The sequence below is a fragment of the Phytopseudomonas flavescens genome, assembly GCF_900100535.1.
Classification (GTDB): Bacteria; Pseudomonadota; Gammaproteobacteria; order Pseudomonadales; family Pseudomonadaceae; genus Aquipseudomonas; species Aquipseudomonas flavescens.
In genome coordinates this window covers 308,595-332,982 of record NZ_FNDG01000005.1, presented here as the reverse complement: position 1 = coordinate 332,982, position 24,388 = coordinate 308,595, and the positions used below count along the sequence as shown (strand labels likewise).

The 24,388-nt window shown below is 65.2% G+C and carries 28 protein-coding genes; 15 read left to right on the top strand and 13 right to left on the bottom strand.

The window, feature by feature from the left end:
* The 14 genes from BLR94_RS09315 to BLR94_RS09250 all read left to right on the top strand — a co-directional run.
* Positions 1-421: MFS transporter (locus BLR94_RS09315; RefSeq protein ID WP_139207429.1), on the top strand; the 421-nt coding region annotated here is incomplete at its 5' end.
* A gap of 1,267 nt (positions 422-1,688) precedes the next feature.
* On the top strand, positions 1,689-2,642 hold the full coding sequence (locus BLR94_RS09310; RefSeq protein ID WP_084304468.1) for a sigma 54-interacting transcriptional regulator: 954 nt from the start codon (positions 1,689-1,691) through the stop codon (positions 2,640-2,642).
* Between the two features lie 38 nt (positions 2,643-2,680).
* On the top strand, positions 2,681-3,577 hold the full coding sequence (locus tag BLR94_RS09305; RefSeq protein ID WP_084304467.1) for a sigma 54-interacting transcriptional regulator: 897 nt from the start codon (positions 2,681-2,683) through the stop codon (positions 3,575-3,577).
* 110 nt (positions 3,578-3,687) lie between these two features.
* Complete coding sequence (locus tag BLR94_RS09300; protein WP_084304466.1) at positions 3,688-3,993, top strand: type III secretion system major pilin HrpA; 306 nt, start codon at positions 3,688-3,690, stop codon at positions 3,991-3,993.
* A gap of 56 nt (positions 3,994-4,049) precedes the next feature.
* Positions 4,050-5,003 carry a hypothetical protein gene (locus tag BLR94_RS09295; protein WP_084304465.1) on the top strand — a complete coding sequence of 318 codons (954 nt, stop codon included), beginning with the start codon at positions 4,050-4,052 and terminating at the stop codon, positions 5,001-5,003.
* Between the two features lie 95 nt (positions 5,004-5,098).
* Positions 5,099-5,473 carry a type III secretion system inner rod subunit SctI gene (sctI, locus tag BLR94_RS09290; protein ID WP_084304464.1) on the top strand — a complete coding sequence of 125 codons (375 nt, stop codon included), beginning with the start codon at positions 5,099-5,101 and terminating at the stop codon, positions 5,471-5,473.
* Between the two features lie 8 nt (positions 5,474-5,481).
* Entirely contained in the window at positions 5,482-6,282 is an 801-nt protein-coding gene (sctJ, locus tag BLR94_RS09285; RefSeq protein ID WP_084304463.1) for a type III secretion system inner membrane ring lipoprotein SctJ, read from the top strand.
* Positions 6,282-6,827, top strand: coding sequence for a type III secretion protein (locus tag BLR94_RS27505; protein ID WP_167359733.1), 546 nt, complete (start codon positions 6,282-6,284; stop codon positions 6,825-6,827). Before sctJ ends, BLR94_RS27505 begins: the two co-directional genes overlap by 1 nt.
* Complete coding sequence (gene sctL, locus BLR94_RS09275) at positions 6,811-7,437, top strand: type III secretion system stator protein SctL (RefSeq protein WP_167359732.1); 627 nt, start codon at positions 6,811-6,813, stop codon at positions 7,435-7,437. The genes BLR94_RS27505 and sctL overlap by 17 nt, the downstream gene beginning before the upstream one ends.
* Complete coding sequence (locus BLR94_RS09270; RefSeq protein WP_084304460.1) at positions 7,434-7,658, top strand: type III secretion protein; 225 nt, start codon at positions 7,434-7,436, stop codon at positions 7,656-7,658. Before sctL ends, BLR94_RS09270 begins: the two co-directional genes overlap by 4 nt.
* Positions 7,645-8,049, top strand: coding sequence for a hypothetical protein (locus BLR94_RS09265; protein WP_084304459.1), 405 nt, complete (start codon positions 7,645-7,647; stop codon positions 8,047-8,049). The genes BLR94_RS09270 and BLR94_RS09265 overlap by 14 nt, the downstream gene beginning before the upstream one ends.
* 12 nt (positions 8,050-8,061) lie before the next feature.
* Complete coding sequence (gene sctC / locus BLR94_RS09260) at positions 8,062-10,152, top strand: type III secretion system outer membrane ring subunit SctC (RefSeq protein WP_084304458.1); 2,091 nt, start codon at positions 8,062-8,064, stop codon at positions 10,150-10,152.
* Between the two features lie 6 nt (positions 10,153-10,158).
* Entirely contained in the window at positions 10,159-10,371 is a 213-nt protein-coding gene (gene hrpT, locus BLR94_RS09255) for an HrpT family type III secretion system protein (RefSeq protein ID WP_090423681.1), read from the top strand.
* 2 nt (positions 10,372-10,373) lie between these two features.
* Positions 10,374-10,724 (top strand): type III secretion protein HrpV, encoded by a 351-nt coding sequence (locus BLR94_RS09250; protein ID WP_084304456.1) that lies wholly within the window; start codon positions 10,374-10,376, stop codon positions 10,722-10,724.
* Between the two features lie 378 nt (positions 10,725-11,102).
* On the opposite strand, the gene sctU is transcribed toward BLR94_RS09250, so the two are convergent.
* From sctU to BLR94_RS09190, 12 genes are all read right to left on the bottom strand, one after another.
* Positions 11,103-12,179 carry a type III secretion system export apparatus subunit SctU gene (gene sctU / locus BLR94_RS09245; RefSeq protein WP_084304455.1) on the bottom strand — a complete coding sequence of 359 codons (1,077 nt, stop codon included), beginning with the start codon at positions 12,177-12,179 and terminating at the stop codon, positions 11,103-11,105.
* A complete protein-coding gene (sctT, locus tag BLR94_RS09240) occupies positions 12,176-12,976 on the bottom strand; it encodes a type III secretion system export apparatus subunit SctT (RefSeq protein WP_084304454.1) in 801 nt (266 codons plus the stop codon). The genes sctU and sctT overlap by 4 nt, the downstream gene beginning before the upstream one ends.
* Complete coding sequence (sctS, locus tag BLR94_RS09235; RefSeq protein ID WP_084304453.1) at positions 12,977-13,243, bottom strand: type III secretion system export apparatus subunit SctS; 267 nt, start codon at positions 13,241-13,243, stop codon at positions 12,977-12,979. It lies immediately after the preceding gene.
* Positions 13,244-13,250: 7 nt separating this feature from the next.
* Positions 13,251-13,904, bottom strand: coding sequence for a type III secretion system export apparatus subunit SctR (gene sctR / locus BLR94_RS09230; protein WP_084304452.1), 654 nt, complete (start codon positions 13,902-13,904; stop codon positions 13,251-13,253).
* Positions 13,901-14,317 carry a FliM/FliN family flagellar motor switch protein gene (locus BLR94_RS09225; protein ID WP_244158121.1) on the bottom strand — a complete coding sequence of 139 codons (417 nt, stop codon included), beginning with the start codon at positions 14,315-14,317 and terminating at the stop codon, positions 13,901-13,903. The genes sctR and BLR94_RS09225 overlap by 4 nt, the downstream gene beginning before the upstream one ends.
* On the bottom strand, positions 14,307-15,014 hold the full coding sequence (locus BLR94_RS09220) for a hypothetical protein (protein ID WP_084304451.1): 708 nt from the start codon (positions 15,012-15,014) through the stop codon (positions 14,307-14,309). Before BLR94_RS09220 ends, BLR94_RS09225 begins: the two co-directional genes overlap by 11 nt.
* Positions 15,011-15,472, bottom strand: a complete 462-nt coding sequence (locus BLR94_RS09215) for a type III secretion system HrpP C-terminal domain-containing protein (RefSeq protein WP_244158120.1) — start codon at positions 15,470-15,472, stop codon at positions 15,011-15,013. The genes BLR94_RS09220 and BLR94_RS09215 overlap by 4 nt, the downstream gene beginning before the upstream one ends.
* A 94-nt stretch (positions 15,473-15,566) precedes the next feature.
* Positions 15,567-16,013, bottom strand: coding sequence for a type III secretion protein (locus tag BLR94_RS09210; protein WP_084304450.1), 447 nt, complete (start codon positions 16,011-16,013; stop codon positions 15,567-15,569).
* 2 nt (positions 16,014-16,015) lie between these two features.
* Complete coding sequence (locus BLR94_RS09205; protein ID WP_084304449.1) at positions 16,016-17,371, bottom strand: FliI/YscN family ATPase; 1,356 nt, start codon at positions 17,369-17,371, stop codon at positions 16,016-16,018.
* On the bottom strand, positions 17,368-18,318 hold the full coding sequence (locus BLR94_RS09200) for an FHA domain-containing protein (protein ID WP_244158119.1): 951 nt from the start codon (positions 18,316-18,318) through the stop codon (positions 17,368-17,370). Before BLR94_RS09200 ends, BLR94_RS09205 begins: the two co-directional genes overlap by 4 nt.
* Complete coding sequence (gene sctV, locus BLR94_RS09195; protein ID WP_084304448.1) at positions 18,315-20,411, bottom strand: type III secretion system export apparatus subunit SctV; 2,097 nt, start codon at positions 20,409-20,411, stop codon at positions 18,315-18,317. The genes BLR94_RS09200 and sctV overlap by 4 nt, the downstream gene beginning before the upstream one ends.
* Positions 20,411-21,499 carry a TyeA family type III secretion system gatekeeper subunit gene (locus BLR94_RS09190; RefSeq protein ID WP_084304447.1) on the bottom strand — a complete coding sequence of 363 codons (1,089 nt, stop codon included), beginning with the start codon at positions 21,497-21,499 and terminating at the stop codon, positions 20,411-20,413. The genes sctV and BLR94_RS09190 overlap by 1 nt, the downstream gene beginning before the upstream one ends.
* A gap of 225 nt (positions 21,500-21,724) precedes the next feature.
* Between BLR94_RS09190 and BLR94_RS09185 the strand changes: the two genes are divergently transcribed.
* Positions 21,725-22,279: an RNA polymerase sigma factor gene (locus BLR94_RS09185; RefSeq protein ID WP_084304446.1), complete on the top strand. Its 555-nt coding sequence runs from the start codon at positions 21,725-21,727 to the stop codon at positions 22,277-22,279.
* Positions 22,280-22,458: 179 nt separating this feature from the next.
* On the opposite strand, the gene BLR94_RS09180 is transcribed toward BLR94_RS09185, so the two are convergent.
* The gene (locus BLR94_RS09180) at positions 22,459-24,162 is read right to left on the bottom strand and encodes an HrpF/NolX family T3SS translocon protein (RefSeq protein ID WP_084304445.1); all 1,704 of its coding nucleotides are present in this window, start codon (positions 24,160-24,162) and stop codon (positions 22,459-22,461) included.
* Positions 24,163-24,388: the final 226 nt, after the last annotated feature.

Here is a 24,388-nt window from a genome sequence, read left to right as displayed (position 1 = left end):
GCCGCTGGTCGGCGCACTGTCCGACAAGGTCGGGCGACGGCCGATCCTGATCGCCTTCGGCGTGCTGGGCACGCTGTTCACCTACCCGATCCTCACCACCCTGCACACCGTGCAGAGCTGGTGGGGCGCGTTCTTCCTGATCATGGCGGCGCTGATCATCGTCAGCGGCTACACCTCGATCAACGCGGTGGTGAAGGCCGAGCTGTTCCCCACCGAGATTCGCGCCCTGGGCGTCGGTCTGCCCTACGCATTGACGGTGTCGATCTTCGGCGGCACCGCCGAGTACGTGGCGCTGTGGTTCAAGAGCGTGGGCATGGAAAGCGGCTTCTACTGGTACGTCACCGGCTGCATCGCCTGCTCGCTGCTGGTGTACATCACCATGAAGGACACCCGCACCCACTCGCGAATGAACGAAGACTGAGTGTTCGCACACTGCCGGAAACCGGCAGTGTCTTGACCGCTCCCGGGTACTTATAGGGATATGCCCCGTGGAGAGGTTTATCGAACGCACTCAGTACCGAGACGAGGCCACTCTTCGGCGCTGGCCTTAGTTCGGGAAACTGGTTGTTCGCAACAGGGCGGCGCACGATGAACAGTTGATCGACGGATAGTCCTTCATGGCAATCGCATCGACCGATGCAGTGTGAACTTCTCGATACCGCAAGTTGATTCGCAATGCCGGTGATTGCTGTCCGTTGCGAGGGCGTGTCCGCACCTTAGTTGGGTTGTTAGTTGCCCACGATAAAAGTAGCGATGATATCGCTCCATCCTATGTTTAATATCGTGTGTGTTGGCTGTTTTCCAATGGTCATTAACTAAATGACTAGTGCGGCGGGCCATTGACCAACAAGTTTTCGGCCGCGAGGCAGTCGCTTATGGAACCACTGCGTATATAAAAGTCAGTTACCCTCGTCGTCACGGTAATGCCGGGCCGTTATTATTGCGCTCTGTGGTGCCAGCAGGGTGCCGTTGTTTTCCAAAACCGTAGACAACGCTGGTGGCCGAAGACAGCGGATGACCCCACGCGCATTCTGTCGGACACCTGGAGCGCCGTAATAGCCGGTGTAGAGCGATGCGGGCGCTCCAGGGTGCGCGTTGGGCAGAGGCTTCGAATGCGTTTCCCTGCCGGTGTGCTGGATTGTTTCACGGTCGTTCCCTAATGCTGCGAACACCGCTGCCGGGTGTTCGCTGATGATTGATTGAGTCGTGTGGAAGTTGCCTTTGTGTGAACGGAGGCTTGCTCGTTAAAGATCATGCACATCTGTATTCTGGAAGTGTGACGCAGTTCACTTAATTGCGGGCTGGCAGGCGTGGCTTCTGTCGGTAGCGCTCCGCCGACATACAGCTGTAGAGCACTTTTCCTGCAATTGTTCTGTTCGGCGGGGTCGAAAATGACCAGCGGTATAGCACTTTGTCGGATTGTGGATTTTCATTCTATTTTTGAACTGATTGAGTGTTGGCCAGTCTGTACATGGGCAAGGAGTGAGTTGGCATTGCGCCATGCCACGCAGATGGCTGAGCCGAGGGAAGTGCAGTTTAATGTCTACCTCAACAACAATGATAATGCTGAAGGCGATTATTCGATTGGCGTTTGCGCATTGCAACGCCCGTGCTGCTTTAAGGGCCTGCTCACGCGCGTCCGTCGAGGGCAGCCCATCGCATGTAGGCAGAGACTGTGAGAGGCTTTAATGATAAGAACGATCTCTAAGTGCCAGGGGCAGTGCAATTGTTCCAGTGAGGCATTGGAATTAGGCGTTTCCCTGTCCGCGGCATGCCTGCACGTCGACATTCTGCTCCAAGGGGAAACCGGAACCGGCAAGGATACCCTGGCCAAACGCATTCACAAGCATTCCGCGCGTGCTGGCTCGTTTGTCGGCCTCAACTGCGCGGCCATTCCAGAGTCACTGGCAGAAAGCCAATTGTTCGGTACCACCAGTGGCGCTTATACCGGCGCATTGCGTGCGAGGCAGGGTTACATCGAGGCCGCCGATGGCGGCACGCTGTATCTCGACGAAATCGACAGCATGCCGCTGTCCTTGCAGGCAAAACTCTTGCGGGTATTGGAGGAGCGCGGTGTGGGGCGCCTGGGCAGCACGCATTTCATCCCGCTCGATCTCAGGGTCATCGCATCGGCTCAACGGCCCCTGGCAAGCCTGGTCAAACAGGGGCGTTTTCGAAGCGATCTGTTCTTTCGCCTCAACGCGGTGACCGTTCGCCTTCCTCCCCTGCGCGAGCGTCGCGAACAGATTCTGCCGCTGTTCGAAAGCTTCGTTCAGGCGGCAGCCACCAGCCTCAAGCGGGACTCGCAAGCCCTCGATCCCGACACCGCCATGCGCTTGCTCAGCCACCCCTGGCCCGGAAACGTTCGCGAATTGCAGTCCGCGGCGAAGCGTTTCGTGATGGGCATCTCTCCCTTGAACTCGGGCATCGTGACCCTGGGTAACAGCCAGCATAGTACAGCGCTCAGGGTGCAGATGAAGCGGGTCGAAAAGGCGCTGATCACCGATGCATTGCAACGCCATGGGGGGCGTCTGGAGGCGGTTGCCAAGGAACTCAGCGTGCCGAGACGAACCCTGCATCACCGCATGAAAGAGTTGGCATGCACAACCGGTCTTGCGAGCGAGCGATCTGCAGTTCATTGATCAACCGCCGATGGCATTCGATCTGTCGGGGATAAGGTATGGAGTCCGCTCTTGAGCTGATTGTGCTCGAAAATGGAATTTCGAGTTTGGACGTATTGGGGCAGAGCATTTCCGAGTTGGGTATCGACATCTTGCTGCTGGGTGAGACCGGGACCGGCAAAGATACGGTGGCCCGGCACCTGCACAAACTCTCCAGGCCACGTGGGCCTTTCATCGCGGTGAATTGTGCAGCGATTCCCGAGTCGTTGTTCGAGAGCGAACTGTTCGGCGTCTCGGCTGGCGCGTTCACTGGCGCGGAGCGTGATCGTGCCGGGTATTTCGAAGCCGCGCACAGGGGAACGTTGTACCTCGACGAGATCGACAGCATGCCCGTCAGCCTGCAGGTCAAGCTCCTGCGCATACTGGAGAGCCGGCAGGTCGAACGCCTGGGGTCGACGAAAGCCATATCGCTGGACATCGGCATCGTCGCCTCCGCGCAGAAATCCCTGGAAGACTTGATGGAGCGCAACCTGTTCCGGCGCGATCTTTATTTTCGGCTGAACGTGATGAGCCTCTGTCTACCGCCCTTGCGGCAGCGACCCGAGCGCATTGCCGAGGTATTCAGGCACCTGGTCGAAAATGCCGAGGTGGAACTCAACATGCCTGCGCCCGAAATCGATGACCGGGTGGAGGCGCTGCTGCTCAATCACGACTGGCCCGGCAATTATCGCGAGCTGAAGTCGGCTGCCCGCCGCCATGTGCTGGGCATGCCGCTGATCGACGATGACCCCGACGAGTTCTCGGACACCGGCCTCAAGCGTCAGCTGCGGCTGATCGAAAAGAGCCTGATCCAGCAGTCGCTCAAGCGCAATGATCACTGCATCGCAGCGGTTACCAGCGAGCTGGATATTCCTCGCCGCACGCTCTATCAGCGGATGAAGGATCTGGATGTGTGATGGGCTATCGCCCGGAAAAAGTTTGCCCCGCTGGCGGAACCGTTGGAGGCCCGACGCCACCCACTCTGCACAACGATAAGCGTTGTGACCACATACAGAGGATAGAAGCCATGTCTCTTACCGGTATCCAGAACTTCTTCAACAACGGCCTGCAGAATTTCAACGAGATCGGCTCGCGCCAGGATGGCGCGGACGCGCTCCGTAACGCCAGCACCAACAACAAGACGCTCGATGAAACGGTCAAGCAAGGCGAACTGGATGACAAGGCCGGCGCCCAGCGCAAGGCGGTCGTCAGCGAGGCCGCGCGCAAGAACGCCGATGTCGCCGCCGCCGACGGTATCAAGTCGATGGCGCAGGACACCGCCAACAAGAGCATCAGCTCCGCCATTACCGCCGGCAAGGGTATCCAGTACTGAGACCTCTGCCGAGGTGCGTGACTGCCTATTCATCCTAATGGGGGCGTAGAGCCGATATGAACATGATAAGCAACAACCTGGCCCTGGATACCAGTAACCGGGTGGGTTTCTCCGACAAATCCATGGGCCAGAACCAGGCGCAGGGCCTGGACGACGTCATCAAGCAACTGGTGCAACTGCTGATGAAGGCCGGCAGCGGCGATTCCGGCCTCGGGCAGATGGTCAACGACAAGCTCGGCGGCCAGGGTGGCCAGGGCGGCGGTCTGGGTGGACCGGGTGGTGGCCTGGGCGGTGCTGGCGCGCAAGGCGGTGACCTGCAGCAACTGCTGACCAAGCTGCTGGAGCAGCTGATCGGTGAGAAGCTCGGCAAGGATTTCGGCCAGTCGCCAGCTGGCGGCGGCGCGGGTAGTAATGCAGGTGGCGCGCCGGGCATGGGCCAGCAGGGTGGCTCGAACCTGATGGACCAGGTGCTCAGCGGCCTGGCCAAGTCGTCCCTGGATGGCATGCTCAAGCCCGAGGCCAACGGGCAGGGCTCGACGTTCGAACAGAAAGACGCCGGCATGATGATGGATGTCGCCAAGTTCATGGATGCCAACCCCAAGCAGTTTCCACCACCGCATTCCGGTTCATGGGGCAAGGAGCTGATCGAGAACAAGCACCTCGACAAAAGTGAGACCGATGCGTTCAAGTCGGCCATCGACATGATCGGTCAACAGCTCGATGCGCGGGCTTCCGGGCAGGTGCCTGGCGGGGGCATGGGCCCGGGGACGCAGTCGGGGCAGGATTCGCTGGGCGGTGCCGGCGGACTGGGCAGTCCGTCCGGTGCGCCGGCCCAGGCCGGTGGCGACATCCTCAAGCAACTGAGCGAGGCGATTGGCGGCGTGATGGACGAGCTGCAGAACCTCAGCAAGAAACTCGACACGCAGAGCCTTGGTCAAGGCGCGGCGGAAGCGGCCGACTCGATCGTCAATCAGATGTTGCCCGGAGGTGGCAGGCAGCAGCAGGTCTGATCGATACCTTCGCGGGCTCCATACAGGGATGCATGGAGCCGAACCCATGACGGCGTCGCGCTGTGCACGCCGAGCCAGCACTGGAGATTTGCCCAATGAGTATCTCGGGAATCGATGACCTCAAGAATGTCGCCAAGAAAGGTGTGGTCGAGCTCGAACAGGGGTTGGTCAACGAACCTTCCCGAGCGGACATCGAACTGTTCGCCTCGCTGATGCGTGATCGTGGTGCCGACGAACCGACCCGCAGCGGAACCTTCCTGGCCGAGGCGGTAGGCGGGCGCATGGGCTCGTTCGAGCAACTGACCCAGGACGCCAAGCGCGGTATGAAGGAGGTGATCAACGTCAATGATCCCTCGTCGATATCCGACGTGAGCAGAGCGCTGTCTCGCTATTCACTCGAGATGGCGGTGACCACCAAAGCCATCGGCAAGGGTGGTCAGGCCATCGAAAAACTCACTAACATGCAATAGGCCGGCCCGTGAAAAAGCGACTTGCCCTGTGGTTCTGCGTGTTGATGCTGGCCGCTTGCAGCGAGCAGACCGACCTGTTCAGCGGGCTGTCCGAACAGGATGCCAACGACGTGATCGCTTCCCTGGGCGATTACCGGATCGACACCGGCAAGCGCACGGAAAAGAGCGGCATCGTCGTGTCCGTGGACCGCGCCGACACCAACCGCGCCATTCGTATCTTGGAATCCGCCGGCCTGCCGCGGCGCGCACGCACCAGCATCGGTGAGATCTTCAAGAAAGAGGGGGTCATTTCCACGCCGCTGGAGGAGCGGGCGCGTTACATCTATGCCCTGTCCCAGGAACTCGAGTCGACGTTGTCGCAGATCGATGGCGTCATCGTCGCCCGGGTACATGTGGTGCTGCCGGAGCGGATCGCCCCGGGGGAGCCGGTGCAGCCGGCATCGGCAGCGGTGTTCATCAAGCATTCCGAGCGTCTGGAGCCGGACGCGGTGCGCCAGCGTATCCAGATGATGGTGGCCAGCAGTATCCCCGGCATGGCCGACACGGCCAGTGCCGATTCCGCAAAGTTTTCCATCGTCTTCGTACCGGCAGCGGCCTTCGACGACGCCGAGCCCTTGGTCAAGTTCGGCCCCTTCCTGCTCGAGGAGCACCAGCTGGGCTTCTGGCAGCGGGTCCTGTGGATCGCCCCGGGGCTGCTCATCCTGCTGTCGCTGGTGCTCGTTCTGGTCACCCGTGCCGACTGGCGGCAGGCGCTGTTTTCGCGGATTGCGCCGCGGCGTCCGCCCACCACCTTGCCGAGTCGTACCTGATGGACGGGCTGACAGCCGGCTGGATTCGCTGGTGGTACGCGGCTGGCGACCCCGCTTCAGCGGGGTGGAACGTCTGCAGCGGCGGCGAACTCGCGGCCCTGGCCTTCCGCGCGCCCATCAGCCGCCACGCGTGCATCGCCGACAGCCGGGCGGTGCAGCTGGCGCAGCCTCCCGAGCCTCACCAGGGCCTGTTGCGCTGGATAGGCCTGTCCCACGCCGAGCAGTTGTTCACCCTGCATCTGGTCGAGGGCATATGCGCCCCGTCGCGGCCTGGCGGCGCGTTGTCGAGCGCGGATGAGCACTGGTGCCGCAGCCTGGCGAAGGCGTTGCGCCCCGGGCTCTGGCTGCCCGCCGGGACGGTGGATGCGCGGCTTTTGCTGGGCGCCTGGGTCGGGCCGCAGCGCTGGGCGCGGGCGAGGCTGCAGTGGCCGTCCGTGGCGCTCGACGGTCTGCCGCAGGGTCTGCCGGGCAACCGGCTCGACGCGCTGTGGTCGGCGGTGCTCTGGCGTGTGTCCCAGGGAGGTGAGCATGCTGGTCAGGCGTAGGCTGGCGATGCCCGAGCAGGTGCTGCACGAGCCGCTCCTGCGTCGGGAGACCGTCCACGAGCTGCTGCGCGCCGACCAGGTGCTCGATCAGGCCAGGCAACAGGCGGATGAACTGCTGCAGGCCGCGCAGGATCAGTGCCGGCACTATCTGCAGAGCGCCCAGGCGGCTTTCTGGGAGCAGGCGAATCGCCAGTTGCAGGCGTTCGCCGACGACAATGCGGCGCTCCAGCACGAGGTGCTGGCCAGTCTCGATCGCCTGCTGGGCCAGGCCCTGGGCCGGCTGCTCGACGACACGGATCTCACCCAGCGTATCCGCGCCTTGCTGGGCAATCTTTCCGACAGCCCGGCTGCCCATGCCACGGCTACGCTCAGTTGTCATCCGCAGCAGGCACAAGCGGTGCGGGCCTGGCTGGACGACTCGTCGCTCGCCGGCCTCTGGAGCGTACGGGAGAGCCCGCAGGTCGCGTTGCAGGCACTGCGCCTCAGCCACGCCCAGGGGGCGCTGGAGATCGACTGGGACGCCTTGCGCCGCTCGCTCACCGGCCAGTCTGCGGCGGACGCGGCGGCGCATTCACAGCTGCATCCACATCAACAAGGAGATCAGGCATGACCAGTATCAACGCACTGCGCAACGGCTTGGACCGTGTCAACAAGGAGGCCAAGGAGGGGATGATGGATGCTCTGCACCAGGCCATGGACACGGCCTGCGTGGATGACATCAATGCCTACAACGATGCCGCCCGCCGCGCGCAGTTGACCGGCGCCATGGTCGGCGAGGAGCTGCGTGCCCAGCATGGCCTGACCAAAGCCATCATCGATGGCATACAGTGAATTCACCCAGGCATTCGAGGCATGGTGCGGCCAGGGCTGCCAGGCCAGCCTCGAGTGCTGGGTCGATGACGCCCAGTTCCAGATCAGCCTGCTCGGCGGCGGCCTGCGCTGCAGCCTGGAAATCTGCCAGGGCTGGGATCCCGCGCGTATCGGTGCCTTGCTGGGCGAGGCCGGCGCGGGCCTGGCCTGTGGCTGTCAGGGCGCCCTGGCCTTCGATCCCCAGGCCCATGCCCTGATGCTGGTCGAGTGTTTGCCTGCGCCCGCCGAGGCCTCGCAGATCCTGACATGCCTGGAAAACCTGGCCAACCAGCGTGCTGCGATGCTCAGCCTGGCCAGTGCCCACCCGTTCGATTCCACCCCGTCCAACCTGAAGGGCATCGAAGCCCGCTAGCAGGAGTGAGAGATGCACAAGGCCCTGAGATGGCTACCGTGGTTGTTTTTCGTTGTCGCGATGCCTGCACACGCGCTCCCGCCGGAAAGCTGGAAGCGCACGGCCTATGCCTATGACGCCCAGCAGGCGGAGCTGATGACCGCCCTGGGCGATTTCGCCCGGGAGTTCGGGCTGGCGCTCGACATGCCGCCCATGGATGGCGTGATCGACGGACGCATCCGTGCCGACAATCCCCAGGGGTTTCTTGATCGGCTGGGGCGCGAATACCACTTCCAGTGGTTCGTCTTCAACGACACCCTGTACGTCAGCCCGACCCAGGAGCAGACCTCGGCTCGCATCGAGGTGTCCTCGGAGGCGGTCGACGACCTCGAGGCCGCGTTGAGCAAGATCGGCCTGCTCGATCCACGCTTCGGCTGGGGGCTGTTGCCCGACGAGGGCGCGGTGCTGGTACGCGGCCCGGCCAAATACGTGCAGTTCATCCGGGACTACGGCGAAAAGACCGAAGAGCCGGAAGAGGCGGAGAAGCAGGACGTCATCGTCTTCCCGCTCAAGTACGCCAACGTCGCCGATCGCACCATCCGCTACCGGGATCAGGAGCTGCAGGTGGCCGGTGTCGCGCGGATTCTCCAGGAGCTGCTGGACGCCCGTTCGCAGACCGGCACGCGGGGCGTTGTCGATCCGGGGGCGAGCCTGAATGGGCTGCGGGTTGGTGCCGGCAGCCGCGACACGTCCTCTCTGGTCCAGGATGCGCTGACCAATTCGGGGTTCGAAGGCTCCGGCTATGGCGCCGATCTGGATTCCATGGTCGGCCTGGCGCCGATGCCATCCTCGAGTAGCAAGAACCGCGAGCGCAGAGGCAAGATCCGGGTCAGTGCCGACGTGCGCAACAATGCGGTGCTGATCTACGACCTGCCGGCGCGCAAGGCCATGTACCAGGGGCTCATCGCCCAGCTGGACGTTCCGCGCAACGTGATCGAGATCGACGCGGTGATTCTCGACATCGACCGCAACGAGCTGGCCGAGCTGTCCAGCCGCTGGTCGCTCACCTCGGGCGGCGTGAGTGGCGGCGCCAGTCTCCTCGAGCCGGGGGCGCCATCGACCCTGTTCATCCAGGATGCGGGGCGCTTCTCCGCCGACCTGAGAGCGCTGGAAGGCAACGGTGCGGCATCGATCATCGGCAACCCTTCGATCCTGACCCTGGAGAACCAGCCGGCGGTCATCGATTTCAGCCGCACCGAGTACCTCACCGCCCTGGCCGAGCGTGTCGCCAACATCGCGCCGATCACCGCGGGCACCAGCCTGCAGGTCATTCCGCGTTCGCTGAATCACAATGGGCGCTCCCAGGTCCAGCTGATCGTCGACATCGAGGACGGGCAGATCGTCGAGTCGCAGATCAAGGAGGAGCAACCGTCCGTGCGCCGGGGCAACGTCAGCACCCAGGCAGTGATCGCCGAACATGGCTCCCTGGTGATCGGCGGGTTCCACGGTGTCGAGGCCAACGACAGGCTGAGCAAGATCCCGCTGCTGGGCGACATCCCTGTCATCGGCAAGCTGTTGTTCCAGTCCCGCAGCCGTGAGTACACCCAGCGCGAGCGGCTGTTCATCCTCACCCCGCGCTTGATCGGCGACCAGGTCAACCCGGCCCGCTATGTACAGCACGCCAACCCCCATGACCTGGATCGCCAGGTCAAGGCGATCGAGGATCGTCGCGGTGGTGCCGAGCGACCGACCCGCAACGACATCCGCCAGGTGCTGGAACAACTGGTCAGCGGCGCCTTGCCGCCTGGTTTCACGGCCGCCAGGGCCTCGTTCCAGCACGACACCCTGTGCAGCTTCGACCCGGGGCTCTCGATCAATGGCGAGCAGTCCCAATGGTTCGTCCGCAAGGACTGGGGCGTGGCCGTGGTGGCGGTACGCAACGATTCGAACATGCCCCTGCGCATCGATGAAAGTCGCTGTGGCGGTCGCTGGGTGCTGGGTGTCAGCGCCTGGCCACGCGCCTGGCTGCAGCCTGGCGAGGAGAGCGAAGTGTTCATCGCCATGCGCCAGGCCAAGGCCCTGGATCCGTCGCTCGAGCTACGCCCTTCGCTGCTTCGCAAATAAGGAGGAATGATGATCTTTCGTGCATTGGCTGTTGTATCGATATTCGCCCTGCTGGCGGGCTGCGCCAGCCCCAGGGGCTGTTCCGGGCAGGCCTGCAAGCGGCCTGATTCCACCCCCCGCAGCCTGGTGATCTGGTGGCCCGAGGACATGCGCCAGGGGCTCAATGAGCAGGATCGCCAAGGCGATCTCGACCATACCGTCACACCGCTGGAGAACTGAGGATGTTACAGGCCACGGAGAAGCGCACCTTCCTCGAACACGCCGCTGCCGAGCGCAGTGCGGTTTGGCCGCTTGCCAGCGGTGTGGCCTTTGTCAGTCGCAACGAACATCGACGCTGGGGCATCGCCTTGCACGTGGAGGTGGATGCCCTGGCGCCCGACCAGTTGCGGGCGACCCTGACCCGGCGTTTCTGCGAGGCCGACCGCTACGACCAGTACTTTCTGTTCCTCAACCTGCAACGCGAACTGGTGGTCTGGCATGCGGTGCCTGACCAGTACGCGGACCTCCCGTCTCTGGATCGCATCTGCCAGGAGCAACTCAGTCTGGCCGGGCTGGAACACCTTCCAGCCTGAGCGAACGGCGCTCGTCGGTATCGGCGAGGCTTCCGTCCGCCCCTCAGCATTCGACCCGGGCCTCGCCCGTCGCGGGACGTTGTACGGCCCGGCAGGGAGCGCGCTGATGCCAGCCCATGACCGGCGTACAGCGAGCGCGTGCTCAGCCGGTTCGCTCCGCTACGGCATTGCATGGGTGATGCGGCACGGGAGGCTGTCGACGTTTCATGCACGGCCCTATGGGTTGCGCGAAAAATCTCGCCATGCGTTGTTGGAGGACTTGGCAAGGGAAAACGCGGACGGCTAGTCCATTCCCTGCGTCCTCCGCCTAGCGGATCGCCGCCCGGCCTGGCGAGATTTTGCGCAGCAACGCGGCTTGCGCGGTAGCGTTAACAGCCCCTAAAGGTGATCGGTGCGAATGATCTGGTCGTCGACCTCGTCAAGCTGTTTCACCAACTGGTAGATCTGCGCCACCATTTCCAGCGTGGGCCTGGGGATGTGGTGGCCGGTCCGTACCTTGTACAAGGTGCGTGCCAGCCACACGCTCTGCACCACCGGCACCCGGGCGCGCCTGGCCTCGGCGATCAGGGCGAGGGCGTGGTCGTCCTCGCCCTTGCAGTGGATCAGTGGCAGGGGCGTCTGGCCGGGTCGATAGAACAGGGCTACGGCATAGTGGGTGGGGTTGACCACCAGCATGTCGGCGTCCTGCACCGAACGTGGCGCGGCTTCGGGTTCCTGGTTGAGAATCTCGAAGGCGAACTGGCGGCGTTGGCCCTTGACGTGGGGATCGCCCTCGGACTGCTTGTATTCCTTCTTGATGTCGTCGTGGCTCATGCGCAGCTGCCTGGCATGGAAGAACTTCTGCAGCCCGAAGTCGATGGCCGCCATTACCAGCAGCAACCCGAGGGTTATCCGCAGGATGTGTTGGAACACCTGCAGCAGCGACTGCCAGTAGGTGTCGAGATCGGAGTTGGCCAGCAGGATCAGCGTGCGCAGTTCCGGTTCGAGCAGCAGGTAGAGGGTGTAGCCGATGGCCAGGGCCTTGAGCACGCTCATCAGCAGGTTGCTCAGGTTCTGCCCGGAGAACATCTGCTTGAGCTGGGCGAAGGGGTTGAGCTTGTTGAAGTCGACCTGCAGTGCCTTGGGCGCGAACAGGAAACCGAACTGCCCCCAGCCGGCGGCCAGGCGCATCAGCATCGCCAGGCCGACGCTCAGGGCCAGAAAGGGCAGCATCACCGCGATGGCTTCGCTGAGCAGTTGCTCGACGATCCGCTCGAAGGGCTGCTGGGTGGCGTTCACCGACAATTCGATCAACTGCTTGAGTCGCTCCACGCTCTCGTTCGCCAGGCCCAGTGTCACCTCGCTGACCAGCAGCAGGATGAGCAGCTTGCTGATGTCCTGGCTCTGCGCGATCTGGCCTTTCTCGCGGGCATCGCGCAGTTGCTTGGGCGTGGCCTTTTCGGTCTTTTCGCTCATGGCGCGGGCACCTGGACGATAGCGCCGAGCAGGCTGCCGATGACCTTCAGGTATTGCAGCTCGCCGCTGCCCAGCTCCAGCAGGGTGGGCAGGTAGATCAGCAGAAAGGCGATCCCGGCGATGCTCTTGGCGGGCATGGCGAGGATGAATACGTTCAGCTGTTGCGCGTAGAGGCTGATGATCGCCATCACCGCTTCGATCAGCAGCAACACCGCGATGAACGGCGCGGCATACAACAGCATGTGGTGCAGGGTCCGGCTCAACTGGTCGAGCACGACGCTCAGGCCGTCCTGGGTGAGAACCGGCAGCCAGGCCGTGGGGGGCCAGATCAGGTAGCTGTCCCAGATCACCTGGAGAATCAGCGGCAGCCCGCCGATCACCATCAGCAGCATGATCATGGCTTCCTGGAACAGCAAGCCCATGGGCGTGACATCCGGGCCCAGGGCGGGGTTGATCTGGCCGCCGCTGAGCGCGCCGCGCTGGCTGTCGAGCAGGGCGCCCACCGAGGCGAACATCCAGAAGGGCATGTACAGCAGCACGCCGAGCAGGGCGCCCAGGGCCACCTCCTTGAGCAGCAGGCCGACGATCCAGCCCAGGTTCGCCTCCTGGCCGGTGAGCGCGTCACTGATCGACGGCGCGGGCAGCAGGGCCACGGCGATCACCACCGCATAGCGCAGCGGCCCTTTCAGGTACTTGAAGCAGAAGGCCGGCACCAGCAGCATGCAGGGCAGCAGGCGCGCCGCCGCCAGGCCGATGCCCAGCAGCAGTTCGAAAGCGCTCTGCGCGTCCCATGGCATCTAGCGCGGCCCGCCGGTTCTGCCGATCAGGTCGAAGGCCATGTTGATGAACTGGATCAGCTCCAGGCCGATCCAGCGCCCGGTCATGGCCAGGGTGAGGCCCACGGCGGCCAGCTTGAGGCCGAACGGCAGGGTCTGGTCCTGCATCTGCATCAGGGCCTGCAGCAGCGAGGTGACCACCCCCACCAGGACGGCGACGGCCAGCGGCGGGGCGGTCAGGATGACCACCAGGAACATACCCTGCTTGAACAGCGCCAACGCTTCCATGGCGACCTCACATGTAGGAAAGGAACAGGCTGTCGATCAGCTTCGTCCAGCCGTCCACGAGCACGAAGAGCAGCAGCTTGAGGGGCAGCGAGATGGTCATCGGCGAGACCATCTGCATGCCCAGCGCCAGCAGCAGGTTGGAAACGATCAGGTCGATCACGATGAACGGGATGTAGATCAGGAAGCCGATCTTGAAGGCCGCCTGCAGCTCGGACAGCACGAACGCCGGGATCGCCAGCAGCAGGTCCGCCTTGCTGGCGCTCTCGGCCATTTCCCTGGGCCACATGCGGTGGGTGTTTTCCAGCAGGTGGGTCACCACGTCCGGGTCTGTGTTATGGGTCATGAACTGCCGCAGCGGATCGATGATGCCGCCCGCGCTTTCCTGCAGGTTTTGCGTCGTCGACATGTCCAGGGGGGCGTGTTCGAGACGCTTCTGGATTTCATGGGCCACCGGGGCCATGACGAACATCGTGGCTGCCAGGGCGATGCCGTAGATGGCCATGTTCGGCGGTACTTGCTGAACGCCGATGGCGTTGCGCGTGATCATCAGCGTCATGGCGATCTTCAGGAACGCGGTGCACACGATCAGCAGGAACGGCACCAGCGACAGGCCACCCAGGAACAGGGCGAGGAGAACCGGGTTCATCCCGTCGAGAATCATGTCAGCGATGCCATCCGGGTGATCTGCAGGCCGAGGCGGCCCCCGACGTCGACCAGTTCGCCTTCGGCGACCGGTTGTTCGCCGTTGTACAGCCAGGCCTGCCCCGGTGTGACGCCCTGCACCTCCAGCACGGCGCCGCTGTCGAGCCGCTGCAGTTGCTCGAGGCTCAGGCGCAGTGAACCGCAGCGCAGGGTCAGGGCCAGGGGCAGGCGCGACAACGGCTGCAGCGACGGGTGCCGGTCCTCGTCCGCCTCGGCCTGTGGCTGCGCCGGCGGGTCGAGTTCGTCCTCGGGGTCCGGCGCCTGTAGCGATTCGTCGACGCCGGGCTCGCTCGCTGGCGCGTCCTGGGGATGGGCAGGCGCCTCATCGGCATATGGCATCTCGAGGTCCGCAGCAGGGGTATCACTGGTCATGGCTATCGGCTTCCAGGTTGAGGAGGAGGCGCGCCCCGCACGCCTGTGTCTGCGCGATCCAGCGGCGCTCGGCGAGCGTCACCACGCCGTGGCCGTCGCAGTCGAAGCGCGCTTCGCTCGGTATCACCACGTCGCCGGGGCGCAGCGTCGCCAGTTGCTCGCCGCTCAGTTCGCAGAGGCCGACGATCAGGGGCTCATGCAGTTCCAGCGTGGCCGGGAAGGGGCGCCGCCGGGGTTGCCACAGTGGCGCCTGCAGCCAGTCGAGCAGGGTCTCGGCAGAGGTTGCCAACTGGGCATGGACGATCTCCTCGCCCAGCCTCACGCGCAGGGTGCACCGCAGCTGCGCCTCGGCCTGCGGGGCGCTCTCGCGCATCGACAGCGGGCTCAGGGACTCGGCGATGAGCGGGCTCAACTGCTGGCTGAGCGCCTGCCAGTACCAGGCCTGGGGCGCGCCGGCGACACTGACTGGCAATTCGCCCAGCAGGCTCAGCACGGCACCGGCATCGCTGAGGTGCAGCGGGCCGATGGCACTGTCGAACCAGGTGCCCGGCGCAGCCGCCGCCTGCGCCGACAGGGGCACGAGGCACAGCTCGCCCGCCAGGCCGCGGGCGTGGAAGGCTGCGCTGACGCCCGCGCCGAGGGCACGGGTGGCCTGGGCCTGCCGTGCTGTCACCTGGCGCAGCGCCAGCCTGTTCACGGCCGTGCCTCGTCGAGCAGGGCCAGTTGCACCGGGCTGCCCAGGGCGACGGCCAGGGCGGCCTCGCAGGCGCACCGTTGCCCATGCAGGCGTTCGAAGGTCTCGCGACGGGTGAAGCCCAGTTCCACGTCCCAATGGCCCTCACGTTTGCCGGCGCGCACCTGGACCTTGCCCAGGTTCGGCATCAGCAGGGTAGCGGTGAAAGCACCTGGTGGCGCGAGGGGCAGGCGTTGCGCGAGCTCTTCGATCAGTTGCGCACCCACGGCATCGGGCTTGGCCGCCATGGCAGCGCTGCCCCCACCCAGCCCGGAACCCTCGTCCGAAACCGGCCGTGCCGGCTGGATCAGTTGCGCGAATACCGTGCCGTCGGCCATGAGCGTCGAACTGGGCATCTCCAGCCCCTGGATCAGCGAGCGCAGGTCGATTTCGCCACGCCGCAGCAGGCTGGCGTTCTGCACGCCTGCGCCGGCTGGCCGCGGCTGGGCCGCTGCTGGCGCACCCGGCTGCGGCTGTGGGGCGGGCTGGGGGCGACGGGGCGGGGCGGGGGGGCTTTCAGCTTTCATCGTTCAGGGCCTCGGCAAGGCAGGCGAGTTTCTCGACGGCACGTTGTGCCTGGCTGGCGCTCGTGCAGGCGTGCTGCAACTGTGCCTGGCGTTCTTCGATCAGCGCCTGCTGCCGGTGCACGTCATGGCGCAGCATGGCCAACTGGTCGAGCATGCGGCGTTCGCGATCATGCCAGCGGCCGACCTCCTCGAAGCCCATGCTCTGCTGCAGGTGCTCGCTGGCCAGCCGCGCCCGGCGGACCCGTTGCGCGTCGCTCTGCTCGCTCAGCCGGGACTCGGCCTCGAGCAATTGCTCGCAGCTGTGCTGCAAGGCTTGCCGGGCCTGGCGCTGCTGGCGCTCGGCGCGCGCCTGGCGATGCTGGCGCAGCGGCTTGAGCAAGGCGATGGCCTGTTCCAGCGAAGCGCGTTGCGGGTCGATTTCCAGTTCGTCGTCCACGCTCACTCCGGTAACCGGTCGGTCAGCTGGTTCAGCGCCGCCAGGGTCTCGTCCAGGGAGCAGGGGCCACGCAGGTCCTGCTGAAGGAAGTGGTTGATGGCGCCGTTCAGCTCGACGGCGCAATCGGTGACCGGGTCCGCGCCCGGCTGGTATTCGCCCAGGCGCAGCAGCATCTCGACCTGACGGTAGGCGGCCATGAGCCGGCGCAGGCGGTTGTTCGCGCGCTGGTGTTCGGCGCCGGCCACGTTGCTCAGCACCCGGCTGATGCTGGCGGGGACGTCGATGGCCGGATAGTGGCCGCGCTCGGCCAGCTTGCGCGACAGCACGATGTGCCCGTCCAGCAGGGAGCGCACTTCGTCGGCGACCGGATCGTTCATCGAGTCCTGTTCGATCAGCACGGTATACAGCGCGGTGATCGAGCCGCGCTCGCTCATGCCCGCGCGCTCCACCAACTGCGGCAGCAGGGTGTACACCGAGGGCGGCAGGCCGCCGCGCCCCAGCGGCTCGCCGGCGGCGATGCCGATCTCGCGTTGCGCGCGAGCGAAGCGGGTCAGGGAGTCGATCAACAGCAGTACCTTCATGCCGCGGGCCCGGAATGCCTCGGCGATCGCCGTGGCCGTGAAGGCTGCGCGGGCCCGTTCCATGCTGGACCTGTCCGAGGTGGCACAGACCAGTACCGAGCGCTTGCGCAGCGTCTCATCCAGTTCGTGGTCGAGGAACTCACGCAGTTCCCTGCCGCGTTCGCCGATCAGGCCGAAGACGATCACGTCGCAGCCCATGTTGCGCGCCAGCTCGGCCATCAGGGTGGTTTTGCCGCAGCCGGCACCGGCGAACAGCCCGACCCGCTGTCCCTCGCCGAGCAACAGGGCGCTGTCGATGGCCCGGATGCCGGTGGGCAACGCCGTGCTGATGCGTGGCCGCTGCGTCGGTGGCAGGGCGTCGCTGATCACCGCGACGCTCGGGCGGGTATCGTCGGCGCCGGCGAAGGCGCCCCGGGTATCGCCCAGCAGTGGGCGGCCGAAGCCATCCAGCACGCAGCCGAGCAGGTCCTCGTCGACCCCGATGCGGTGGGCGATGCCCAGGGGCCTGATGGTGGCGCCCACCTGGATGCCGTCCGGCGTGCCCAGGGCGCTGAGCAGCGTGCAGTCGCGGGTGAAACCGACGATCTCGGCGAGGATGTGGCTGCCGTCTGCCTTGACCACCTCGCACAGGTCGCCCACCTTGGCGGCCGGTACCTGGCACTCGAGCAGGATCCCGCTGACCGCGGTGACCTTGCCGCTGACGCGTACCGCGCTGAACGCGCCCAGGCGGATGGCCTGGCGGCCTTCCCACTGCTGCAGCGCCGCGAGCGTGCTCACCAGCTCACCTCCAGCTGCTGTTCGCCATCGAACTGGATGCGGCCATTGTCGATCTGCACCAGGCGTACGCCGTCGATCCTGTCGCCGATGTACATGCGCCGACCATCGGCCATCACCAGGTGGCCGTTGCTGCCGCCAATGATCTGGGTGATGGCGAAGGGCAGGCCGCCGTTGCCGCTGAGCACCCGGTCGTCGAGCTTGAAATCGATCCGGTGCTGCGCGTTGAAACGCTGCAGCATGCGTTCGTAGACCCGCATGCTGTCGTTCTTCAGCGTGCCGCTCAGGGCCAGGCCCTGGGGGGTATGCTCCAGGCTGACCGCGGTGAGCATACGCTCGCTGAGCATGGTCTTGAGCAGCCGCGCGGCGCTCTGCGCATCGATGGCCTGCCGAGTATCGGGAACCTTGGCCGGGGCTGCCGTGCTGGCCGGTGCGCTTGCCGCGGGGGCCGGCTCGCTCGGCGCCAGGGTCGCGCTGCTCAGGCTCCAGGCGCTGCCCACCACGCCCAGCAGCACGCCCAGGGTGATGCAGGCAGCGCGCCCGAGCAGCGCGCCGCGTGGGGTGGCGGGGCCGACCAACGGCGTTTGCTCACCTGGCCGGTCATCCGCGCCATCCCCGCTGGTGGTGGCCGGCAGGTTCGGCCAGGGCGCTGCGGCGGGCGCCAGGCACAGCCAGACCGAGCCGAGGGCGAACGGGGCGTTGGGCTGCAGTTCGGCCAGCGAATGCCCTTCGACGTCAACGGGGCGGCCATCCGCCGCCTCCAGACTCCACCGTTCGCCGTCGCGCTGCAACTGGCAGTGCCGGTGCTGCACGCCCGCATCGTGCAGGGCGAGATCCAGGGTGTCGTCGGCGCCTATGGCCCACTGCTCGCCGATCAGCGGCAGTGCCGCGCCCTGATGGAGGCCGTTCAGCACGCGCAGTTCAAACAGGTCGTTAGCGGATTCGTTCATGCGTATTGCTCGCTTTCAAGGGCCGCTCTTTCCTCCAGTTCGAAGCGACCGAGGACCTTGACCTGTGCCGAGCTGCCGATCTCCGCGAAGGACAGCACGGGCACGTGATAGAACTCCTCTTGCAGGAGGATGCGCAGGGGGCTGCGCAGGTCCTGCGGCACCAGCAGCACCGCGCGTTCCCTGGCGCGCTGCGGGAAGGCCATGTGCAGGTGCTGGAGCAGCAACTGGCTGGTCGCGTCGCTCAGCGCGAAGAAGGTTTCGGTCTGGGTCTGGCGCAGGCCATCGCGCAGGATGCCTTCGCTCTCGGGGGTCAGCAGCCAGACCTCCAGGCCTTCGGCGCTGGCGTACTGGTGGTAGATCTGCGATTTCAGGGCGATGCGCACGTAGTTCACCAGCATGGCGATGTCCCGTTCGTGCTGGCCGTGCTCGACCAGGGTTTCGGCGATCACTCGGACCGAACGCAGCGGCACGCACTCGGCGGCCAGCCCCTGCAGTACCGCCGCGAAGCGTGCCAGCGGCAGGACGCGGAGCATTTCCTGGGCGAGTTCGGGTTGCTCGGACTCCAGCCAGCCGAGAATCGCCTTGGTTTCCTGCAGGCCGATGAACTGCGGGGCGCAGGCGTGCAGGGTACGCTCCATGCGTTCGATGATCAGGGTCATGGCGCTGACCTGTTCCAGCTCGGCGTTCTGCAGGACCGGCGAATCGGCGGGCATCCACACCCACTGGCCTTCCTGGCGCTCGACGCTGCCGGGGATCAGCTCGTCGAGCTCGAGTCGGTCGAGGGCCTGGGCATCCACCGCCACATGGCTGTGGCTCAGGGTGGCGCGCATCATCGGTACCTCGTAGACCGAGAAGCGGAATTCGTCCTCGGGGATCTGCTCCGTCTGTTCGATGATGAACGAGGGCAGGGTCAGGCCGTACTGCACGACGAGGCGGTTGCGGCGCTGGCGGATCTCGCTGACGATCGCGGCGATGCGCTCCGGGTCCTGACTGGGATGGAACTGCAGGACGAACTGGCGGCTGGGGTTGAAGGTGCGCAGGTCTTCGTCGCCGTTGAGCTCCGGCGCCACCCATTGCGCCTCCTCGCCTTCGGGTGGCGGCTTGTCCCGGTAGATCTGCAGCACGCCACCGCAGCCACAGACCAGGGCGATGGTGATGAACACCCCGGTGGGCATGCCGGGCAGGGCGGCGAAGCCGAGCATGGCCACCGCCGAGATGATCCACACCTTGGGCTGGCTGGTCAGCTGCTCGGCGATTTCCCGGCCGATGTTCGACTGCGGCGTCGGGTTGCCATCCGGCACCCGGGTGATCACGATGCCGGCGGTCACCGAGATCATCAGGGCGGGAATCTGCGAGATGAGACCGTCGCCGATGGTCAGGATGGTGTAGATGTGCAGGGCGTCGCCCGCGCTCATGTTCATCTGCATCACGCCGATGCTGATGCCGCCGATCATGTTGATGGCGATGATGATCAGCCCGGCGATGGCATCGCCCTTGACGAACTTCATGGCGCCGTCCATGGCACCGAACAGTTGGCTCTCCTTGGCCAGTTCCTCGCGCCGGGAGCGGGCGTCCTGGACGCTGATCAGGTTGGCGCGCAGGTCGCTGTCGATGGACATCTGCTTGCCGGGCATGGCGTCCAGGGTGAAGCGCGCGCCGACTTCGGCGACCCGTTCGGAACCTTTGGTGATGACCATGAAGTTGACCACGGTGATGATCAGGAAGATCACCGTGCCCACCGCCAGGTTGCCGCCGACCACGAACTCGCCGAAGGCTTCGACGATGTGCCCGGCATCCTGGTCCAGGAGGATCAGGCGAGTGGTGGAGATCGACAGGGCCAGGCGGAACATGGTGGTGATCAGCAGCACCGCCGGGAAGGTGGAGAACGCCAGGGGGCGCGGCAGGTTCATCGCCAGCATGATCAGCAGGCAGGAAATGCAGATGTTGATGGCGATCAGTATGTCGATCAGCCAGGTCGGCATGGGGGTGATCATCATGAAGATGATCGCCAGGACCACGAAGGCGCCGACGATTTCCGAACGGCGCATCGCGGCCAGGGCGAGCTGATTGGCGGCGTGGATGAGGTAGGCCATCAGCCGAGTGCCTCCTGCAGGCGCCGCTGTTCTTCGTTGACCAGCGCGGTGGACAGCAGCAGCAGGTTGTCCAGCGCCTTCTGCCGGCTCTTGTTGTCGTTCCAGTTCATGTACTTCAGCTCCTTGAGCAGGGCCAGCAGGCGATTGACCAGGGCCAGCTGATGTTCGAGCTGACGGCCGCCGATCTTCTGCACCAGTTGCAGGGTTTCCTTGGGCTGCATACCGTCGCTGATGAGTTGCTGCAGGGTCTTCACGAAGGCGGAGGTCTTCATCTCGAACCCCGGGTTCTTCGCCAGCATCTCGTTGCGCACGTGGGCGCAGCTGCCATAGAACTGTTTCAGGAAGCTGGTGCGCTCGATGTTTTTCATCGCGTCCTGCTGCTGCCTGGGCCGGGCGGTGGCCACCAGGTGATTGGTTTCCACCAGCAGGTCGCTGAGCTGGGCGTCGAAGTCCTGTTCGCCGTCGCCGTCGCCGTTCTCCCGCTCGCTGACCATCCGGGTCAGCTCCAGCAGGTTCACCTGGCCGTTGCCGGACAGGCTGCGGGCGCTCTCGCGGCGCCGGGGGTCGGCGAGGGTCGAGGAGAACTGCACCCGGGTGCGCAGCGAACGCGCTCGCTGTGCACGCTGCTCATCGAACTGCAGGCGCAGCGCCTGCAGCTTCCTGGCCTCCTCGAACGAGCGCTCCTGCAGCGCCTGGCGCTCGGCGATCCGCAGCAAGGCGAGCGCATGGCCGTTGTCGTGCCGCGAGCTGTCGAAAACCTGCCTGAAACCGCCCTCGGTACGGGCGCTCTGGCGCAGCAGGTCGGCCTTCGACTCGAGGGTCGTGAGCAACTGTTTGTACAGCTTGTACTGCAGCACTTTCTGCGACTGCAGTTGCAGGGCCTTGAAGCGCAGGTTGCGTTTGTGCAGGCTGATGCTGACCTGGCTCAGCTCGGCATTGAAGCTGGAGACCTGCTGCGTCGTGGTGCCAGCCACCTGCGCGCCGCCCTGTTGCAGGGGCGTGCCGGGCGCGCCACGGGTAGCCGCCGATCCCGGTGCGACCGGTGGCAGGCGCGATGGCGCAGTGGAGGACGTCGCACGGTTGATCATGGCGCAGCCTGCAAGAACGAATGCTGATTGAGTGGCGTGGCAGCCGATCCGGTTCCCGAAAAGGCGCTGTGCAGGAATTTGTCCGGGTAGCGGGGCGCAGCGGCAGGATCTTGCTCAAGGTGAGACGGTTGCATAGGTGTTTTTATTTTGTAATCAATGGCTTATTGCGTGATCCTGAGATGGCATGCATGTCGCTATGGCTCCTGTCCCACACAGGAGAAGCCCATGTCAGCAAATCTCGCCATCCGTCCTTGCGTCAGCCGCCCTGCCAACCGGACCGTCAGCGCCATTCGCCAGCTGGATCAGGCCCAGGTGCAGAAGCTTCGTGCCTTCGTGCACAAGCGGGTGATGAACCCCGACGACGCCGACGACATCCTGCAATGCACCTTCTTCGAAGCGTTGCGCAACGAGCACAAGTTCCAGCACGCCAGCAAGCCGGAAACCTGGCTGTGCGGCATCGCCCTGAACCTGATCCGCAATCACTTCCGGCGCTGCTACAACCAGCCTTATCAGGAAAGCCTCGACGACCAGCCGAACATCGCGCACGAGCGGCACGCCGATATCGGCCAGCAGGTAGACGGCAGCCGGCAGCTGCAGCGCACGGTCGAAGCCATACAGGCCCTGCCGGCGGCCATGCGCCAGGTGATCCATGTGAGCCTGGTGATGGACGGCAACTACCAGGAGACGGCGCAAAGCCTGGGCGTGCCGATCGGCACCGTGCGCTCACGGCTGTCCCGGGCCCGTGAGCAATTGCGCCGGGCGGTCGACCCCTTCGCCTGACGGCTCACGGCCGTGCCGCACTCGGCCCGTCGGCTGGTGCGGCTGTGGTCGGCCGCTTGCGCCCGGTTCATCCCGGCAAGCGCGCCCTGCCATCGTCGGGCCGGCACCGGGCGAGAGCAGCGCCACCAAGGCCCGCCCCTGCCGTCAGGCTATCGACACGCGCCGCGACCATCGGCCGCTCAGCCCTGGGCCCAGACCCTGGGCTGTTCGATATTGGGATTGCTCGCCACGCGTTCCTCGTCCCGGTTCCTGTAGCGGTCGATGCCTTCCTTGGCCAGGTCCTTGGCAGCCTCCTTGCCAAAGTCCTTGGCACCATCCTTGAGCCCTTCCTTGAAGCCGTCGCGGGCACCCTGCTTGGCGCTCTCGGTGAGGGCTTGCCGGGTGGTCTGCTTGCCCACCTGGGTGGCTGCCTCCTTGGTCGCTTCCTTGGCCGCCGTGGTCGCCACCGTGCGGCCCACCGCCGTCGCTGCGACGCGTCCGGCAGCCATCGCCGCGCCCGCCACGCCCGCGCCCGGGATGAGCATCATCAGACCGGAGGCGACATAGCTGAAGATATCCAGGAACTTGCTGAAACCGCCGCCCTTCTCTTTCTTCGCGTCAGGCTGGGTTTCCTGGCCGGCGGCCATGTCCTTCTGCGCCGATGCGACCGGGCGCGAGGAGGGCAGGGGCGCGTCGGCCACCTGATTGCTGCCTTTGCTGATGAAGGCATCCAGGTCGCCCTTGCCGATGTTGCGGTCGTTGGCCTTGTTGAAGAAGTTGCCCCCGGCGCCATGCTTGCCGTTGTCAAGCATCGAGAACAGCATCGAATTGGGTTGGGCGAGCAGGTTGGCGGTGTCCCGTACTTCCTGGCTGTTCTCCTTGTTGTTGGCGATCGACTCCAGCTTCTCCGGGGTGATGCCGCCGCCCTTGAAGAAGATGTCCTTGTTGTTCTTGAGCGTCTCCAGGGCGCTGTTCTCCTGCGGCGAGAGCTTGACGTTGAAGGCCGCCAGGTCGCTGAGGCGATCCCGGGATACCGAGCCGGACGGATCGCTCTTGCCGGAGAAGGCCTGCCACTGATCCGGGTTCTGCACGAAGAACTTCGCCGCGGCCGCCAGCTGTGGCGGGCACTTGCCCATCTTCTGGGAGCCGTCGGCGATGTTCTGCAGGGTGTCCAGGCTGATGTTCTTGGGCAGGCTCTCCGAATACAGGTACAGCTCGCGCATGGCGTCGTTGGCGGTCATGACACGGCCAGGCGCGTCCGGTGGGGCATCGGAAGGTACGTAGTTATCGGTGTACTGGCCCGCCTTGGCATCGGCGTAGGCGCGGATGTGCGGATGTTCCTGCAGTTTCTGCACATCCTTCGAACTGGTCTTGCCATCTGCCTTGCCTTCCTTGGCCTGGTCGAAGGCGGCGTAGTAGTCGGGATTGTCCAGCAGCGCGCCCAGGGCCTGCTTGGCGTCACTCGGCGTCTTCGGGTCGTCACGGAGCTTTTCCAGGCCCTCGCGGTCGAGCGGCTTCTTCAGCAGGTTCTCGTTGCGTCCCAGGATCGAGACCACTTCTTCGAAGGGCATCCGCTGCTGCTCCTGCGCGGGGCCCGCCGCTGGCGATTGGCACTGCGCGGCTGGCGGCTTGCCGCCGGCGTCGCTCGACCTGCCCAGAAACGCCAGGATCAGGTCCAGGGCGGGCAGGCCTGGTTGACCCTCGGCATTGTCCCGGCGCTGGGTGCCGGCGTCGGATGCCGCCGACGGGCGCTGGGGTTGCGTCGAGCCGGGGGCCTGCCAGGAGATGCTGAAACCGCCCTGCGGCGTCGGCTTGGCGCCCGCCTGGGGCTGCGGCCTGGGCGACTCGGGCGGCATGCCGAGGTTGGCGGGTTGATTTGGCGGTGAGAAGCTCGAAAGCCGCATGGTGGTTCCCCTTCCTGATGGCGTGGTTTAGGGGTGAGTGGTGGGCAATTGCCAGCGGTTCCCTGCTGCAGGCCGTGGCGTGATCGGCCGGACGCTACGCGGCGTCTTCGACGTGTACTGCGGCCATCGTTTCCTGCTCGTCTGCCACGGTAGCGGCGCGGACCCGGCGTTGCGCCGGGCCCGTCTCGAGGCCCCGGGAAGGTCGATCGCCTGCCTGGGGCGCCGG

Coding starts and splice junctions, on each gene's coding strand:
- BLR94_RS09310 (WP_084304468.1), top strand. CDS start 1,689: ATGATAAGAACGATCTCTAAGTGCCAGGGGCAGTGCAATTGTTCCAGT.
- BLR94_RS09305 (WP_084304467.1), top strand. CDS start 2,681: ATGGAGTCCGCTCTTGAGCTGATTGTGCTCGAAAATGGAATTTCGAGT.
- BLR94_RS09300 (WP_084304466.1), top strand. CDS start 3,688: ATGTCTCTTACCGGTATCCAGAACTTCTTCAACAACGGCCTGCAGAAT.
- BLR94_RS09295 (WP_084304465.1), top strand. CDS start 4,050: ATGAACATGATAAGCAACAACCTGGCCCTGGATACCAGTAACCGGGTG.
- sctI (WP_084304464.1), top strand. CDS start 5,099: ATGAGTATCTCGGGAATCGATGACCTCAAGAATGTCGCCAAGAAAGGT.
- BLR94_RS27505 (WP_167359733.1), top strand. CDS start 6,282: ATGGACGGGCTGACAGCCGGCTGGATTCGCTGGTGGTACGCGGCTGGC.
- sctL (WP_167359732.1), top strand. CDS start 6,811: ATGCTGGTCAGGCGTAGGCTGGCGATGCCCGAGCAGGTGCTGCACGAG.
- BLR94_RS09270 (WP_084304460.1), top strand. CDS start 7,434: ATGACCAGTATCAACGCACTGCGCAACGGCTTGGACCGTGTCAACAAG.
- BLR94_RS09265 (WP_084304459.1), top strand. CDS start 7,645: ATGGCATACAGTGAATTCACCCAGGCATTCGAGGCATGGTGCGGCCAG.
- sctC (WP_084304458.1), top strand. CDS start 8,062: ATGCACAAGGCCCTGAGATGGCTACCGTGGTTGTTTTTCGTTGTCGCG.
- hrpT (WP_090423681.1), top strand. CDS start 10,159: ATGATGATCTTTCGTGCATTGGCTGTTGTATCGATATTCGCCCTGCTG.
- BLR94_RS09250 (WP_084304456.1), top strand. CDS start 10,374: ATGTTACAGGCCACGGAGAAGCGCACCTTCCTCGAACACGCCGCTGCC.
- sctU (WP_084304455.1), bottom strand. CDS start 12,179: ATGAGCGAAAAGACCGAAAAGGCCACGCCCAAGCAACTGCGCGATGCC.
- sctT (WP_084304454.1), bottom strand. CDS start 12,976: ATGCCATGGGACGCGCAGAGCGCTTTCGAACTGCTGCTGGGCATCGGC.
- sctS (WP_084304453.1), bottom strand. CDS start 13,243: ATGGAAGCGTTGGCGCTGTTCAAGCAGGGTATGTTCCTGGTGGTCATC.
- sctR (WP_084304452.1), bottom strand. CDS start 13,904: ATGATTCTCGACGGGATGAACCCGGTTCTCCTCGCCCTGTTCCTGGGT.
- BLR94_RS09225 (WP_244158121.1), bottom strand. CDS start 14,317: ATGACCAGTGATACCCCTGCTGCGGACCTCGAGATGCCATATGCCGAT.
- BLR94_RS09200 (WP_244158119.1), bottom strand. CDS start 18,318: ATGAACGAATCCGCTAACGACCTGTTTGAACTGCGCGTGCTGAACGGC.
- sctV (WP_084304448.1), bottom strand. CDS start 20,411: ATGGCCTACCTCATCCACGCCGCCAATCAGCTCGCCCTGGCCGCGATG.
- BLR94_RS09190 (WP_084304447.1), bottom strand. CDS start 21,499: ATGATCAACCGTGCGACGTCCTCCACTGCGCCATCGCGCCTGCCACCG.
- BLR94_RS09185 (WP_084304446.1), top strand. CDS start 21,725: ATGTCAGCAAATCTCGCCATCCGTCCTTGCGTCAGCCGCCCTGCCAAC.
- BLR94_RS09180 (WP_084304445.1), bottom strand. CDS start 24,162: ATGCGGCTTTCGAGCTTCTCACCGCCAAATCAACCCGCCAACCTCGGC.